The organism is Bacillus cereus group sp. MYBK14-1, assembly GCF_051916885.1.
In the GTDB taxonomy this organism is placed as follows: domain Bacteria; phylum Bacillota; class Bacilli; order Bacillales; family Bacillaceae_G; genus Bacillus_A; species Bacillus_A cereus.
In genome coordinates, this window is sequence record NZ_JBQAHM010000001.1 from 1,053,230 (window position 1) to 1,068,921 (window position 15,692).

Sequence of the window (15,692 nt, forward strand, 5' to 3'; positions counted from 1 at the left end):
TCCCTTTTTTATTTTATATATTCGAGCAAGGAAGAAAAGTGCATAGAAAAAAGGGCGTATTGTACGCCCCTCATCTTACTTATCCTCTGTAATATATGCCCATTTATAGCTGTAGTCTCCACCAACTGGATGGTGAACAATACCTTTTACTTTCTGTCTTTGAACGATAGCATCACCACGTTGATATAATGGTGCAATTACAGCATCATCAAGTAACATTTTCTCAGCTTTTAGTAAGCTATCCCAACGTTCTTTCGTTTTCGTTAATAGCTCGCCTTTACCTTTTTCTACAATTTCATCATATTTTGGATTTGAATATCCAGTTTGGTTATGAGGACCATTTGTAACGAACATATCAATGAATGTCATTGGATCTAAGTAATCAGGGCCCCAACCAGCGTAAGATAAATCATAATCTAAATCTGATTCTAATTTTAACTTTTGTTTAAACGGTTGATTTTTCAAGTTCACTGTTAACCCTGGTAAGTTTTTCTCAAGTTCTCCTTTTAAGAACTCCCCTACTTTTTTCGCATTATCGCTATCGTAGTTTAATAGCTCAATCGTTACTTGCTCTTTTCCAAGTTCTTTTTTCGCTTTTTCCCAATGCTCTTTTGCTTTTTTCACATCTGTTTTTAAAATATCTCCGTTATCTTTACGGAAGTCTTTTCCATCTGGACTCTTCGCAAATTCTTTTGGTACTAAGTAATCTGCCGGTGTAGATCCGTCATTTAAAATAACGTTCGTTAAGCCTTTTTTATCATATGCCTTTGCAATCGCTAAACGTAAATCTTTGTTTTTTAATACTGTATCTTGCCCACCACGTTTTTGGTTTAAACGTAAGAAGAACGTTGATGGTGTTTTTTGTGTATAGAAGTCTGGATTTGATTTATATTTGTCAACCATTTCAGATGTAAGTCCCGCACGATCGATTTGTCCACTTTCATATAAGTTTACACGTGTACCGCTATCTTTTACTACGTTAAAGTTGATTTCATCTAACTTAACTGTTTTATTATCCCAATATTGTGCATTTTTCTTTAATTTCCATCCTTCTTCATGTTTCCAGTCTGTTAATGTAAATGGTCCGTTGTATAACGTTGTATCTGCTTCTAAACCAAATTTTTCACCTTTTTCTTTTACGAATTTTTCATTTAACGGATAGAATGTTCCGAATGAAGTTAATTCTACAAAGTAAGGAACTGGATTTTCTAATTCTACCTCTAATGTGTAGTCATCTACAGCTTTTACACCTAACGTATCAAGTGGTGCTTTCCCATCATTAATTGCTTTTGCGTTCTTTAAATCAAACATAATGTATGCATATTCCGCTGCTGTATTTTTATCTACCGCACGTTTCCAAGCAAACACGAAATCCTTCGCTGTTACAGGGTCTCCATTTGACCATTTTGCATTTTTATTTAATGTAAATGTATACTTTTTACCATCATCACTCTTTTTATATGATTCAGCAACCCCTGGAGCTGCCTTATTATCTTTATCAAGTCGATATAAACCTTCCATTACGTTATTTAAAGCAAGAAACGATACTTGGTCTGTCGCTTTCGAAGAATCCATAGATGGAATTTCTTGGGCTTCTGTTAAATTCAATACTTGCTTAGCTGCTAATTTTCCACCTTCTTTTTCACCACTTTTCGGTGTTGTGCTTGCCTTCTCTTTATCTCCTGATCCAGAGCAAGCTGTTAATGCCATACTCATTACTAAAACTGGTGCTACGACCGCTGTCAATTTTTTCATCTTTTTTCTCTTCATTTTTTTGTACCCTCCCCAATTATATGTACGATATTAACATTTAGAAATTCTCTACTAACTTTCGTTATCAGAAAATTCTTATTAATTAATATTCTACTATTTTTTTAGATTTTGTAAAGTATTTTTGTAAATTTTCTAAATATTTATTTTTTTATTATAGTAACTTGTTGTTTTAACTACTATATGAATTATCCCCCGTCTACTATATGTAAACATCCCTCCCCTTATTCCAATCTATTACTACGTTCTATATTTTTCTTATTAGCATGAGGTCTCTTACTATCATTCATCTGTCTTACTACTTACTGACCTCTCTATTTTCCTCCGATAGAACCTTCCTAATTACCTACCCGATTCTCAATAGGCTAACGAGACTTATTCCCTTATGCATACTAAAAAGCATTTCAAAAGCAGCTCAGCCACTTTTGAAATGCTTTCACTTTATTTTTTTCCGCCATCCTCAGTTACATACGCCCACTTAAAGCTATATTCTGGACTGATGTTATGTTTCACAATTCCTTTTACATTCGGTTTCATTACGTACGATCTTCCTGTTTGATATAAAGGAACTAACCCTGCATCTTCTTCAAGGAATAACTTTTCAGCTTTCCCTAACGTTTCCCAACGTTTTTTCGCATCACTCATTAATTCATTACCTGCTTTTCCTACCATTTCATCGTATTTTGGATTTGAATAACTCATTTGGTTGTACGGGCTCTTCGATTCAAACATATCAATAAATGTCATTGGATCCGCATAGTCTGGACTCCAACCTGCATAAGAAATTTCATAATCTTGCGCAGTTTCTAATTTTAATTTTTGTTTGAACGGCTGAATTTTTGTATTAATCGTTACACCTTTTAAATTTTTCTCAATTTGATCTTTTACATAGTCAGCAATCTTTTTCGCAGTTCCATCATCATAGCTTAGCAATTCAATTGTAACTTGATCTTTTCCAAGTTCTTTTTTCGCTTCTTCCCACGCTGCTGCTCCTTTTTTCGGATTATATTTCAGACCATTTTTAAATGTATCTTGATAATCTTTACCATCTGGCCCTGTCGCAAGCCCTTTTGGAACCAATTGATCTGTTGCTTTTGATCCATTATTTAAAATTACATTTGCCAATCCTTTTTTATCAACTGATAATGCAATTGCTTCACGTAGTTTTTTGCTCTTTAAAGGCGTATCTTGTCCGTTACGTTTTTGATTTAAACGTAAGAAGAATGTACTTGATTCCGCATACTCACCATATTCTTCTTTGTTCGATTTATATTTATCTACAAACTCTCCTGATAGTAATGTAAAATCAATTGATCCTGTATCATATAAGTTTACTTTCGTTGCAACCTCTTTTACTACACTATAGTTAATTTCTTCTAATTTCACAGTCTTTTTATCCCAGTACTTATCATTTTTCTTCAGCTGCCAACCTTGTTCATGTTTCCATGAAGACATAACGAATGGACCGTTATACACAGTTGTATCTGCTTCTAAACCGTACTTATCACCTTTTTCTTTTACGAATTTTTCATTTAATGGATAGTATGATGGGAATGCTAATAAATTTAAGAAATACGGTACCGGTTTTTCTAATTCTACTTCCAGCGTGTAATCATCTACCGCCTTCGCTCCTAATACAGTTACAGGTTTTTCTCCTTTATTAATCGCTTCCGCATTTTTAATATAGTAAGCAATAAATGCATATTCTGCCGCAGTATTCTTATCAAGTAAGCGCTGCCATGCGAAAACGAAATCTTTCGCTGTTACAGGATCACCATTTGACCATTTTGCATCTTTTCGCAGTTTAAACGTATACTTTTTACCATCTTCACTTTTCGTACTAGACTCTGCCGCAGCAGGAATTGGCTTATTATCTTTATCAAGGCGATATAGGCCTTCCATCGTGTTCCCTAAAATTTGCGCACCTAATGTATCAGTAGATTTAGAAGTATCCATCGTCGGAATTTCTTGGTTTTCCGTACGATTTAATACTTGTTTCGCTGCATATTTAATATCAGATTTTTTTTCTTCCCCACTATTTGATGTAGTAGTCGTTTTCTTTTCTCCACCTGACCCAGAACATGCTGTCAATGCAACACTCATCGCTAAAACTGGTACTACAACTGCTGTTAACTTTTTCATCTTTTTTCTCTTCATTTTTGTACCCTCCCTAATTATATGTACATTACCAACCCTTGAGAGACCCCTTACTAAAGATTCATTTTTCTGAAATTTACAACTAATGTTATTCTACTCTTTTTTTCGCATTTGTAAATAGTTTAATTTTAAATATTCTGACTTTTTTATTTTAGTAGGATTTATCCCCCATCTACTATATGTACATACTATACACCTTATTCTCCTCTATTTAACCATACTAAAAATTAGTATTTTAAGCTCACAAAAAAAGCATTTCAAAGTAGCCAAGCTACTTTGAAATGCTTTTTTAACTCTATTATTTTTCAGTTACATATGCCCATTTAAAGCTAAATTCTGGACTGATATTATGTTTTACTACTCCCTTTACATTTGGTTGTAAAACATAAGAATCTCCACGTTGATATAAAGGTACAATCGCTACATCTTCTTCAAGTAATGTTTTTTCAGCTTTCCCTAACTCTTCCCAACGTTTTTTCGCATCGCTCATTAATTCCGTTCCAGCTTTTTTCACCATGCCGTCATATTTAGGGTCAGAGAAGCTCATTTGGTTATGAGAATGTCCAGTCTCAAACATATCTAAGAACGTCATTGGATCTGCATAATCCGGATTCCATCCGCCATACGAAATATCATATTGTTGTTCAGTCTCTAATTTTAGTTTTTGCTTAAATGGTTGAAGTTTAATATTAACTGTTACACCTTTTAAGTTTTTCTCAATCTGATCTTTAATATATTCGCCAACTTTTTTCGCATTACCAGTATCGTAGTTTAAGAATTCAATCGTAACTTGATCTTTTCCAAGTTCTTTTTTCGCTTCTTCCCAAGCTGCAGCAGCTTTTTTAGGATTTGGTTTCAAACCGTTTTTAAATGTTTCTTGGAAATCTTTACCGTCCGGTCCAGTTGCTAATCCTTTTGGTACTAAGAAGTCAGCTTCTTTTGATCCATCATTTAAAATTACATTTGCTAAATTCTTTTTATCAATTGATAGCGCAATTGCTTCACGTAATTTTTTGCTCTTTAATGGCGTGTCTTGTCCATCACGTTTTTGGTTCATACGAATGAAATACGTACTCACTTGTGAATATGTGCCAAATTCATCTTTCTTGCTTCTATATTTATCTACGAACTCTCCAGTTAATAAAGCAAAGTCAACTTGACCGCTATCATATAAATTGATAAGAGTTGCTGGTTCTTTAACAACACTGAAGTTAACTTCTTCAAGTTTTACAGTCTTTTTATCCCAATATTGATCATTTTTCTTTAATTGCCATCCTTGTTCATGCTTCCAATCTTTAAGAACGAACGGTCCATTATAAACTGTTGTATCAGACTCTATACCGAACTTCTCCCCTTTTTCTTTTACGAATTTTTCATTTAATGGGTAGTACGATGGGAATGCTACTAAGTTTAAGAAGTACGGTACCGCTTGCTCTAATTCAACTTCAAGCGTAAGATCATCTACCGCTTTCACTCCTAATTCAGCTACAGGTTTTTCACCTTTATTAACCACTTCTGCATTTTTAATTGGGAATGCGATAAATGCATACTCAGCAGCTGTTTTTGGATCTAATAGACGTTGCCAAGCATATACGAAATCTTTCGCCGTTACTGGATCTCCATTTGACCATTTTGCATCTTTACGTAGTTTAAATGTATATTTTTTACCATCTTCACTTTTCGTGCTAGATTCTGCTGCAGCTGGAATAGGCTTATTATCTTTATCAAGACGATATAATCCTTCCATCGTATTCCCTAGCATTTGTGAAGATACTGTATCTGTTGATTTAGAAGAATCCATCGTTGGAATCTCTTGGTTTACTGTTCGATTCAACACTTGTTTTGCCGCTAATTTTCCCTCTGACTTGCTATCTCCACTTGAGTTTGTGCTTGTCTTCTTATCTCCACCTGATGTAGAACATGCTGTTAACGCCATGCTCATTGCTAAAACCGGTGCTACAACTGCTGTTAGTTTTTTCATTTGTTTCTTTTTCATTTTGTACCCTCCCTAATTCTTAACGATAGCTATTAAAGAATTTTCTGATAATTCTGTTTTTCTCTATATATTTATCAGACGATTCTTACTAATTCTTATTCTACTAATTTTTTAATTTTTGTAAAGTATTATTATTGAAAATTTTTAAAAAATTATTTTTTTACAGTAATATTCATAAAAATTCCATATTTTGTTCAAACCTTATTTCGCATTCATACACATTCGTTGTTTTAATCACTTTCATCTCATTTACCACTTGAATACTTGTTAATTATTGCTAATAAATAATGCATATATCTAAAAACATCTTTTCTACAAAAATAAAAAAGTCAGCAAAGCTGACTTTTTACCCGACCATTTTCTCTCTTTTCATTTCCTCTACTACTCTCGTATACTTCTCATCATCAAATTCATTTTCACTTTTCGCAACAACTACAGTTGCAATACCGTTACCAATTAAATTAACGATAGCACGTGCTTCTGACATGAAACGATCTACACCAAGTAATAACGCTAAACCTTCTAATGGGATAACATTCATTGCAGATAGGGTAGATGCTAGTACAATGAATCCCCCGCCGGTTACTGCTGCTGCTCCTTTAGATGTAACTAACAAAATAGCTATTATAGTTAATTGTTGACCTAGTGAAAGATCGACGTGAAAAACTTGCGCTAAAAATATAGTTGCCATTGATAAATAAATCGTTGTTCCATCTAAGTTAAAAGAGTAACCTGTTGGAATGACTAAACCTACTACCGGCTTCGAACACCCGAAGTCTTCCATCTTTGTCATCATCCGCGGCAGTACTGATTCTGAAGATGATGTCCCGAGAACAATAAGTAATTCTTCTTTAATATACGCTAAATATTTCCACAAACTAAATTTATACAATTTACAAATAAAATTTAAAACAATAAAAACAAATAATGCCATTGTCGCATATACACAAATCATTAATTTACCAAGTGGTATGAGTGTGCTTAAACCATACTTCCCAATTGTAAATGCCATCCCACCGAATGCTCCAACTGGTGCTAATTTCATTACAATTGATAAAATGTTAAAAAATACTTTCGATAATCTTTCAAAAAAGTCAATAACCGGTTGTCCATTTTTTCCTAACATCGTTAACCCTGCTCCGAATAAAATGGAGAAGAACAGAACTTGTAAAATATCACCTTTGGCAAATGCTTCAAACATGTTAGACGGCACGATATGTAAAAAGAAATCCATCCATTTCATTTCTTGCCCACTTTGTACATATTGTGAAACATCTCCGCCTTTTAGTTTTGAGGGATCTAATCCATCTCCTGGACGTACAACATTCGCTACGATGATACCAATAATTAAAGCCGCTGTTGTAACAATTTCAAAATATAATAGTGCCTTCCCACCAACGCGGCCTACCTTTTTCATACTTCCCATACTTGCAATACCGAGCACAATTGTTAAAAAGATAATCGGTGCAATAACCATTTTAATCATATTGATGAATGTTTCACCAATTGGCTTCATTTGTTGTCCAACACTCGGCCAAATTGCCCCTACTGCAATACCACAAATAATAGCCACAATAACTTGGAATGTTAAATTCTTTACAATTCTCATTTTTGATACTCCCCTGTATTTTCATTTCTCCCATACTATTTCAATAATTGCTAATGATATATTCTATGTAATAGCCCCCCTGTTATTTAACTTAAACTATAAATTTATGTTACACTATTATCTTAAACTTGAAAATAGTATATAATATTTATAAATAAAAGACATACTATTTAACATAATAAAAAAGCAGACATTACATCTGCTTTAATTCTCCTCAATCTGTTTTTCACTTAATCCTAGATGTGTTCTAAGAGTATTACTCAAACTCTGTAGATCTTTTTTATTAGGATTATAATAATATACACGTTGCCCGTTTGGGCCATTAGTTAAGTATAAATCATCACCAGCTAATTGTATTTTTTCAACTGAACCGTTTAAACCGTATTTATAAAAAGATAAAATATCATCCATTACTAAATTTGTTTTAAAATCACCATCAACCGCCTCAACTATTTTTTCTAGCTTCGTAATCGATCCTACACTTTTTAATTTACTTAAAATCGCTTCAATAACAAGTTGTTGGCGCTGTCCTCTCATTGCATCACTATCAATATGGCGCGTTCTTGCTAGTGCAAGTGCTTCTTCCCCATTTAATTTTTGTAATCCTTTTTTCAAATGAATCGCATCAGGTTCATCTTTACTATTTTGCTCCGTAAATTCAACTGGGACATCCACTTCAATACCATCTAACCCATCAACAATTTTAGTAAAGGAACCAAAATTAAATTTCACAAAATAATCAACAGGCACCTGTAACAATTTTTCTACTGCTTCCACAGAAGCTTGCGGTCCTCCATCTTTACCATTTTTAACGAAACCACTTCCATATGCATGGGTTATTTTATCTTTTTTCTTTTCAACTGGAACATATGTATATGTATCACGCGGTATGCTCGTTAATTTCACTGTTTTATCGTCTTTATTAAAAGTCGCTAACAATAATGCATCTGTATGAAATGCACCATTATATTCCTTTTGTCGTTCTTGATTTTCATCAATTCCCATAATTAAAAGTGAAACATGATTTGCAATTGGCTTTACAGATTTCTCACGTAAATTGGATTTTTCACCTCGTGCTAAATTCAAATTAGATTTTTGTACAAGACTAGAAGTTTTCATATATACATAGGCTCCATAGCCAATTCCACCAAATAGTAATACCGCCAGTAGTAAACTTATTATCGTTTTCTTTTTATATTTTTGCTTATTTTTCTCTTCTCTTAAAGATGAATGATTACCCATTTACTCTCCTCCTGTTTCTATTCATCCAATATGTTTTTCATTTTTTCATATTTAGCACTATCCTTTTGAAACATACTTTCTTTCAATCCCTTATCTATTTGTATCCATTCAGTCGTAACTGAATATTGAATCAAGCCTTCTTGAAAACTAAGAAATTTCAACATAATCCCTGTATTTTTCTCCACAACCATTTCGAATTTCCCTCTTAAATCTTCAGAGGTGCTAACAGGCATCTCTATGTTTATAACTCCTTCAATTTTGTAACAATCTAATCCAAGATATTTCGTTTCTTTATAATTCCAATCTTTATATCGAATTAATAAATCTGCGAATTCTGATTGAATACTATATTTAGCTAGCCCTACATATTCATCATCATATCTCTTTTTCTCATCTGATTTTCTCACTAACCTTTCCGTAGGATTTAATTTTAATAGTTCATTGTTTCTTTCTTTCGGGTTCCATTTTTTCTCTTTATAGGTATACTTCTCATCATCAAATTCTTTTTTCTTCCCCTCGTTATATATAATTGTTCGTTTTTTGGCTAGTTTATCTTCTTTCGAAGAGATACCTCTTTGTTTCTCCGTATCAATCGCATACTTATATGTTGTAGCAATTCTTGATGAGCTAGAATATTCCTCAAATTGTCCTGAAATATTTTTAAAATAATCAATAGAATCTAGCATTTTTTGATGAATCTTTTCTTTATCTGGATAATGTACATTCGATTTTATTTCTTCTTCATTTTCATAATCAGAAAACGCTTTTTTCTTTACATATTCAAATACTCCACCATTTTGCGCAAAACTTTGTATAGAAAACTCAGACATAGATACCACTGAAAGTATACAAACCGCTGCACTAATTATCATCATATGAATTTTGTAACTCTTCTTTTTTACCTTAAGATTATGTAGCGTGCTATTAATCTTTTCATTTAACTCTGGAGGTACTATAACATTTTCATCTTTTATTCTCTTTTTTAATTTCTCATCAAATAATTTTTCATTATCCATCCTTTACACCCCCTATTCCATCTTTAATCGTTTTTGTAGTTGTTCCCTCGCACGTGATAATCTTGATTTCACTGTTCCTTTCGGTATTTCTAACAGCTTTGCTATACTCTCTTGATGCATGTCTTCATAGTAATAAAGCACCGTAACAGCTCTTAATTCTTCATGTAACGATTGAATCGCATTACACAAATCTATATCTTCATACTGATCACAAACACTCATATTGTAATCATTCTCTTCTGTCACAATTACATTTTTATACGCTCTAATAATATTGTTACACTCATTTATTAGTATTCGAATTAACCAAGTTTGAAAAAATTCTTCTTTTTTTAATTTTTTTATATTTTCATAGGCTTTTAAAATTGTTGTCTGTATCGCATCCTCTATATTTGTCTCATCACGTAACATCGCCTTTGCTATTCGATACATCTTCGCTTTTTCTGTATGTATAAGCGCTATAAAGGCTTCATGATCACCTTTTTTCGCTAAAGAAACATCCGTTTCTTCTTTTACAATCATTTTATATAAAGGGATTACTTTCACAATTGCTCCTCCTGTTTCATCCTCACTTCATCACTTCCAATTTAACTTTACATGTATTAGACGTATGAACCTAGAAAAAGGTTCACTTTTTTGAATATTCCTGTAATTAAAAAGATAAATATCCTTTATAAGTGTTATGTGATAAACATACTAGTTTAAATTTACAAATAAAAAAAGCCCACTTTCTCAGTGGACTTTCTACTCTATAACGGTAAATCCCTCTTCCTAAATACTACAATCGCTACGATAAAAATACAAAGCGCTACAGTAGTTAAACCTATACTTATCGGCCATATATTATATGATCCTTCAGCAATTTCTTTCGGACGAAACAGCGTAAATAATGATAGGTTTTTCATCCATTCTAACTTATCACTTAACTTCCCCACCATATCCAATACGAAAAATAAGATAGTTAAACTCGCTGAATAACTTAGTGCTTTTCTTTCGTCATTACATATACAAGAAAAGAAAAATGAATACGCACTAACGACTAAAAATATGAGCCCTCCGACTACATTTATCTTCAAAAATAATTCTTTATTTAAGTTGTTATCTTGTAAAAACCATTCTGCACCTACTAACCCAGCTACATACGTAACAGATACAATAATTAGAAGTCCCAATATGAGAACAGCAGCTTGTGTAATCGCAATTTGCACTCTAGATACAGGTGTTGCTAGCAAGTATGCCATTGCTCCTTTATCTACATGACGAGCAATTAAATGTGTCGCAACTGTTACGCAAAAAATTGTTAAAATGATAATAAACAATAGACTATAGTATTCGCCCGCTAGAAAATCCATTACGTTTTGAATCGGACTTTCCATACCAACGATTTTTTTCACACTATCAGGCATGGCAGCTATTAATTCATTTAGCCCTTTCGCTGATACCATTGACGGGAATATCCAAATTAATAACCACAGATATAAAGCTGCACCAGACGCATAACTCAAAATACTTTTTTGTGTTTCTTTCAAACTAGCTAAAAATAATTGCTTATTCATGCGTTACCCCTTCTTTCTTATCGTAATAATGCATAAATAAATGTTCTAAATCCATCGCTCTCGTTTGAAGTGCCGTTACATTATAGTTTGAAAGTGTTTGTAAAACAGTTTGATAGTTTCCTTGTACAATGATAGATGCCTCTCTACCTTTTACCGCTTCAAATTGCAAATTACACTTTGTAAGGGACTCAATCTCTTCTTGTGATGATACTGTTACATCTATCACCTGTCTTCTCATACTTTGTAAATCGTGAATATTTTCAACCGTTACGAGTCGACCATCTTTAATAATAGCTACTCTGTCACAAGTTCTCTCAATTTCAGTAAAAATATGTGATGACATTAGGATTGTTTTTCCTCTTTGCTTTTCCTCTAATATTAAATCTATAAACACTTGTTGCATAAGTGGATCAAGTCCAGATGTTGGTTCATCTAAAATTAACACCTCTGGATCGTGCATAAATGCAGCGACTATCCCTACTTTTTGCTTCATTCCTTTAGACATTTTGCGAATCGGTGTTTTCACATCAAATTGCAGACGCTCTATCAGTTCATCTCGTCTTTTCGTATCCTTTAATCCACGCATTCCCTGCATTAATTTTAAAAACTCTAATCCATTCATTCCTTCAATAAAAGAAATTTCACCTGGCAAGTAACCAACTTCCCTTTGAATTTTCGCTGCTTCATTCCAACAATCTAATCCAAAAATTGTCGCTTTACCAGCTGTCGGTTTTATAAATCCCATTAAATTACGAATCGTCGTTGATTTTCCGGCACCATTCGGTCCTAAATAACCAAATACTTCTCCCTCTTTTACATCAAATGTAATATGAAACAAACCTTTTCCATTCGAAAACTGTTTTGTGACATCTTGAACTGAAATCATAATTCCACCTCATTTTTTGAAATATTTAATGTTTGATATTTCAAAATTATTGTACTCCTCATCTTCCATATTCGCAACAACTTTTTGAAATATTTATTAGTCCATATTTCAAAATTATTGTTTTCCATTATTTTTTCTTGTATATTTTAAGTGAGGTGATTGCATTGAACGGCTTTGAAAGAGTAAAAGAAAAGAAAAAGCGTGCCATTAAAGAAGCAGCATTCGTATTATTTTCAGAACGTGGATTTAATGAAGTGAAAATAGAACATATCGCAAAAGAAGCAAACGTTTCTCAAGTTACAATTTATAATCATTTCGGAAGTAAAGATGCGTTATTTAGGGAGCTTATACAAGAATTTATCATATCTGAATTTCAATATTATAAAGAGCTTGCAGAAGAAAAATTACCTTTTCATGATATGATGCAAAAAATGATTGTAAGAAAAATGAATACTGGCGGATTATTTCAACCTGATATGTTACTACAAATGATGCAAAGGGACGAAGAACTCCGTAAGTTTATTTATAGTTATCAAAATGAAAAAATCCTACCCTGGTATTTAGAAATATTAGAACAAGCTCAGCGCAAAAACGAAATTAATCCACACCTTACTAAAGAAATGATGTTACTTTACATTCAAATGTTTACAAAATTAGGTGATGAATTTGGAGCACAACTTCTTGAAGGAGATCGGGAAAAACATATAAAAGATATCGTTACGATGTTCTTTTATGGACTGTCCGTCCCAGAAAAATAATTGTTTCTAAAAAACAAATACAATCACCAAAAAGCCCTTTGGATATTTAAATCTCAAGGGCTTTTTCATATCAAATAAATAGCTAAAACTAACTTTATCTTAAAGAAGTTAAATGCTGCTTTATAGATAACACCTTATTATAGATTAACTCTTTTAGCATAACAGGCTGAATTGAAATAATCGTTTCACCGAAATTCAGAAAATAATTTGAAATAAAATCAGATTCTTGCTTGTTAAAATAGCCTGTTATAATGTAATTTTCATTTTCCTTTTGCAACCTCATGGAAGGGTAATTCTCTTTATCAAAAATGTCTTTTCCTTTTTGATTAACAATGACGCTAAAATCAATTGCATCAGACTTTCTGTGAAAGGTAGTAAGATAACTTAATAATTCTTCAAGATTTTTTGGATGAACATTGCTTGTTTCCACAATAGAAAGAATTTTATCACATCTAATTATTTGAACATGATTTGTCTCAAAATTAAAGATTTTAGCATACCACTGGCCAAATTTAGATTCTATTCGAATAAATTGGGCAACCAATGCTTTCTCCTCACCTTTTTTTAAATATGTTAAATGATAAACTTGCTCAGCAAAAATTCCCTGTAAAATTTCTTTTAAGAACGGACTAAAATTACTATGATTTGTTACTTCAAAGGAAAGCGTTCGTTCCATAATTGAAATATTTTTACTCACATTATCAGGTAATACATGTTTAAATTTATTTTCAAGCGCAATACTTTCTACATTAAATGGTTTTGTCTTGTATCCATTTAGCGTAAGAATTGAAAAGTATAACGCATACATTTCATCCACACTAAAATAAATTGGCGATAACACACTATTTTCTATAATTTTATAACTTCCATTTCTACCTAATTCAGAATATATGGGTACACCTATTTCTTCCAATGATTGAATATCTCGCAACGCAGTACTTTTAGAAATATCATATCTAGCCATTAAATCTTTTAAATTAAAATATCTTTTATTATTTAAGAAAATAAGCATGTCATTTATTCGTTCAGTTTTTTTCATATTTCCCTCCCAAAAAGGTATCATGTATTGAAACCTTTTTAATCTATATTATAATTATCAACTAATAAAGGAGTTATATATTTATGACATTAGAGATAGCTATTTTTCTTTCAATGAACGGGCAAGCAAAGGAGGCAATTAACTTTTATACACGTAATTTAGAAGCCAAAAAATTAATGATTGTTACGTATGAAGAACTGGCGAAAAGAGATAGTTCTTTTAAAATTACAAGTGAAAATAAAGATCATATTGCTCACTCTGTTTTACAAATTGGGAATACAAAGCTAATGATAGCAGAAGATACAATGAAGCATAATGAACGTTATAACGTTGGAAATAACATGTCACTTTGCATTCAAAGCGCTAATTTAGAAGAAATACAACGGTTTTATAATAATTTAATTTCCGATAAGCATGTGAAAATAATCTCTCCGCTAGAAAAAAATATATTTAGTGAAGCATATGGTATTATTGAAGATCCTTATGGCATACAAATCCAATTAATGTATGATAAACGACTAAACTAATTAATTAATCATATTCACATATTCCTAATAAAAAAGACACGAATTTCGTGTCTTTTTATTTTATAGAAATGACTCTACCCTTTTCACTACTTTCAATCGCTAATTGAATCATTTTAATAACATCTAAACCTTCTTTTGCTGTTACAGGTAGTTCCTCACCATTTAATATACTATCTCGTACACCTTTATAATAATTGTCATAACAACCGACTTCTGTTGGAATACGCTCTAAGCTTTCTTCTGTTTCTAAAGTAGCAAAATTCTCTTCATCGTCTACTCCATAACCGTTATCACCTGGCTTCATTCCATTTTTTAATTGCTCTTCCTGCGAATCCATACCGTACTTCACGATAGAACCTTTCTCTCCATGCACTATAAAATGTGGTCCAGCTTTTTTCACATAACTGCTACTACGTAAAATGACACGTTTAACTCCGTAATGAAGTACTATGTGGAAATAATCATCCACCTCTGCACCTGGTCGTTGTTTTATTACATCTGCACTTATCGCATCTGGTTTCCCGAATATTGATAACGCTTGGTCAATTAAATGCGATCCTAAATCGTATAATATACCGGAGCCTGGTAGATTTTTTTCTCTCCATCGATCACGTACATGTGGACGGAAACGATCAAAATTCGATTCATATGCGTATACATTCCCTACTCTGTTTTCTCCTAACAATTTCTTAATTGTTAAGAAATCATTATCAAAACGACGATTATGATATACGCTTAACATTACATTATGCTGCTCTGCTAATGAAATAAGCTCTTCCCCTTCTTCAATTGAGACAACAAATGGTTTTTCTACAACAACATGCTTACCTTTTAAAATTGCTTCTTTTACATATGGAAAATGAGTTGTATTAGGTGATGTAATAACAACTAAGTCAACATCAGCTCGCTTCACCAATTCATCAATTTTACTAACAACATTAGCGTTTGGTAATGTGTCTTTTACTACCTCTTCTTTTGAGGATAATACAGCACGAATATCATATTCTTCTATTGTTTGTAATAGTGGGATATGAAATGTCGTACTAGAAAAACCAAATCCTACAATCCCTACACCTATTTTTTTCATGTTGCCCCTCCATTTGTGCCGCTTTAACGAGCAGTAAGATTCCTAACCC

General features: G+C 32.5%; 13 protein-coding genes. 2 read left to right on the forward strand and 11 right to left on the reverse strand.

Annotated features, from left to right (window positions below):
* Window positions 1–75: 75 nt before the first annotated feature.
* The 9 genes from ACTFR3_RS05355 to ACTFR3_RS05395 all read right to left on the reverse strand — a co-directional run bounded on the left by ACTFR3_RS05355 (window position 76) and on the right by ACTFR3_RS05395 (window position 12,232).
* On the reverse strand, window positions 76–1,770 hold the full coding sequence (locus ACTFR3_RS05355) for a peptide ABC transporter substrate-binding protein (RefSeq protein WP_000823438.1): 1,695 nt from the start codon (window positions 1,768–1,770) through the stop codon (window positions 76–78).
* Window positions 1,771–2,211: 441 nt separating this feature from the next.
* Entirely contained in the window at window positions 2,212–3,927 is a 1,716-nt protein-coding gene (locus ACTFR3_RS05360; protein ID WP_440044232.1) for a peptide ABC transporter substrate-binding protein, read from the reverse strand.
* A gap of 298 nt (window positions 3,928–4,225) precedes the next feature.
* Window positions 4,226–5,923, reverse strand: a complete 1,698-nt coding sequence (locus tag ACTFR3_RS05365; RefSeq protein WP_000730151.1) for a peptide ABC transporter substrate-binding protein — start codon at window positions 5,921–5,923, stop codon at window positions 4,226–4,228.
* Between the two features lie 346 nt (window positions 5,924–6,269).
* Complete coding sequence (locus tag ACTFR3_RS05370; RefSeq protein ID WP_001223629.1) at window positions 6,270–7,532, reverse strand: dicarboxylate/amino acid:cation symporter; 1,263 nt, start codon at window positions 7,530–7,532, stop codon at window positions 6,270–6,272.
* Between the two features lie 204 nt (window positions 7,533–7,736).
* Entirely contained in the window at window positions 7,737–8,774 is a 1,038-nt protein-coding gene (locus tag ACTFR3_RS05375; protein ID WP_440044233.1) for an LCP family protein, read from the reverse strand.
* 17 nt (window positions 8,775–8,791) lie between these two features.
* Window positions 8,792–9,790, reverse strand: coding sequence for an anti-sigma factor (locus ACTFR3_RS05380; RefSeq protein ID WP_404507733.1), 999 nt, complete (start codon window positions 9,788–9,790; stop codon window positions 8,792–8,794).
* A gap of 12 nt (window positions 9,791–9,802) precedes the next feature.
* Entirely contained in the window at window positions 9,803–10,336 is a 534-nt protein-coding gene (locus ACTFR3_RS05385) for a sigma-70 family RNA polymerase sigma factor (protein ID WP_259591637.1), read from the reverse strand.
* 203 nt (window positions 10,337–10,539) lie between these two features.
* Window positions 10,540–11,346: an ABC transporter permease subunit gene (locus ACTFR3_RS05390; RefSeq protein WP_001041430.1), complete on the reverse strand. Its 807-nt coding sequence runs from the start codon at window positions 11,344–11,346 to the stop codon at window positions 10,540–10,542.
* Window positions 11,339–12,232, reverse strand: a complete 894-nt coding sequence (locus ACTFR3_RS05395) for an ABC transporter ATP-binding protein (RefSeq protein WP_000626569.1) — start codon at window positions 12,230–12,232, stop codon at window positions 11,339–11,341. Before ACTFR3_RS05395 ends, ACTFR3_RS05390 begins: the two co-directional genes overlap by 8 nt.
* A gap of 155 nt (window positions 12,233–12,387) precedes the next feature.
* Between ACTFR3_RS05395 and ACTFR3_RS05400 the strand changes: the two genes are divergently transcribed.
* A complete protein-coding gene (locus tag ACTFR3_RS05400; RefSeq protein ID WP_002041614.1) occupies window positions 12,388–12,990 on the forward strand; it encodes a TetR/AcrR family transcriptional regulator in 603 nt (200 codons plus the stop codon).
* Between the two features lie 94 nt (window positions 12,991–13,084).
* On the opposite strand, the gene ACTFR3_RS05405 is transcribed toward ACTFR3_RS05400, so the two are convergent.
* Window positions 13,085–14,053, reverse strand: coding sequence for a helix-turn-helix transcriptional regulator (locus ACTFR3_RS05405; protein WP_002041615.1), 969 nt, complete (start codon window positions 14,051–14,053; stop codon window positions 13,085–13,087).
* A gap of 59 nt (window positions 14,054–14,112) precedes the next feature.
* On the opposite strand from ACTFR3_RS05405, the gene ACTFR3_RS05410 reads away from it, so the two are divergent.
* Window positions 14,113–14,556, forward strand: coding sequence for a VOC family protein (locus tag ACTFR3_RS05410; RefSeq protein ID WP_000171342.1), 444 nt, complete (start codon window positions 14,113–14,115; stop codon window positions 14,554–14,556).
* 55 nt (window positions 14,557–14,611) lie between these two features.
* Here the strand turns inward: ACTFR3_RS05410 and ACTFR3_RS05415 are convergent, their stop codons facing one another.
* On the reverse strand, window positions 14,612–15,643 hold the full coding sequence (locus ACTFR3_RS05415; protein ID WP_440044234.1) for an oxidoreductase: 1,032 nt from the start codon (window positions 15,641–15,643) through the stop codon (window positions 14,612–14,614).
* Window positions 15,644–15,692 lie beyond the last annotated feature (49 nt).

Excerpts from the sequence above, each read along its gene's own strand:
- ACTFR3_RS05355 (WP_000823438.1), bottom strand. The coding sequence starts at position 1,770 with ATGAAGAGAAAAAAGATGAAAAAATTGACAGCGGTCGTAGCACCAGTT.
- ACTFR3_RS05360 (WP_440044232.1), bottom strand. The coding sequence starts at position 3,927 with ATGAAGAGAAAAAAGATGAAAAAGTTAACAGCAGTTGTAGTACCAGTT.
- ACTFR3_RS05365 (WP_000730151.1), bottom strand. The coding sequence starts at position 5,923 with ATGAAAAAGAAACAAATGAAAAAACTAACAGCAGTTGTAGCACCGGTT.
- ACTFR3_RS05370 (WP_001223629.1), bottom strand. The coding sequence starts at position 7,532 with ATGAGAATTGTAAAGAATTTAACATTCCAAGTTATTGTGGCTATTATT.
- ACTFR3_RS05375 (WP_440044233.1), bottom strand. The coding sequence starts at position 8,774 with ATGGGTAATCATTCATCTTTAAGAGAAGAGAAAAATAAGCAAAAATAT.
- ACTFR3_RS05380 (WP_404507733.1), bottom strand. The coding sequence starts at position 9,790 with ATGGATAATGAAAAATTATTTGATGAGAAATTAAAAAAGAGAATAAAA.
- ACTFR3_RS05390 (WP_001041430.1), bottom strand. The coding sequence starts at position 11,346 with ATGAATAAGCAATTATTTTTAGCTAGTTTGAAAGAAACACAAAAAAGT.
- ACTFR3_RS05395 (WP_000626569.1), bottom strand. The coding sequence starts at position 12,232 with ATGATTTCAGTTCAAGATGTCACAAAACAGTTTTCGAATGGAAAAGGT.
- ACTFR3_RS05405 (WP_002041615.1), bottom strand. The coding sequence starts at position 14,053 with ATGATACCTTTTTGGGAGGGAAATATGAAAAAAACTGAACGAATAAAT.
- ACTFR3_RS05410 (WP_000171342.1), top strand. The coding sequence starts at position 14,113 with ATGACATTAGAGATAGCTATTTTTCTTTCAATGAACGGGCAAGCAAAG.
- ACTFR3_RS05415 (WP_440044234.1), bottom strand. The coding sequence starts at position 15,643 with ATGAAAAAAATAGGTGTAGGGATTGTAGGATTTGGTTTTTCTAGTACG.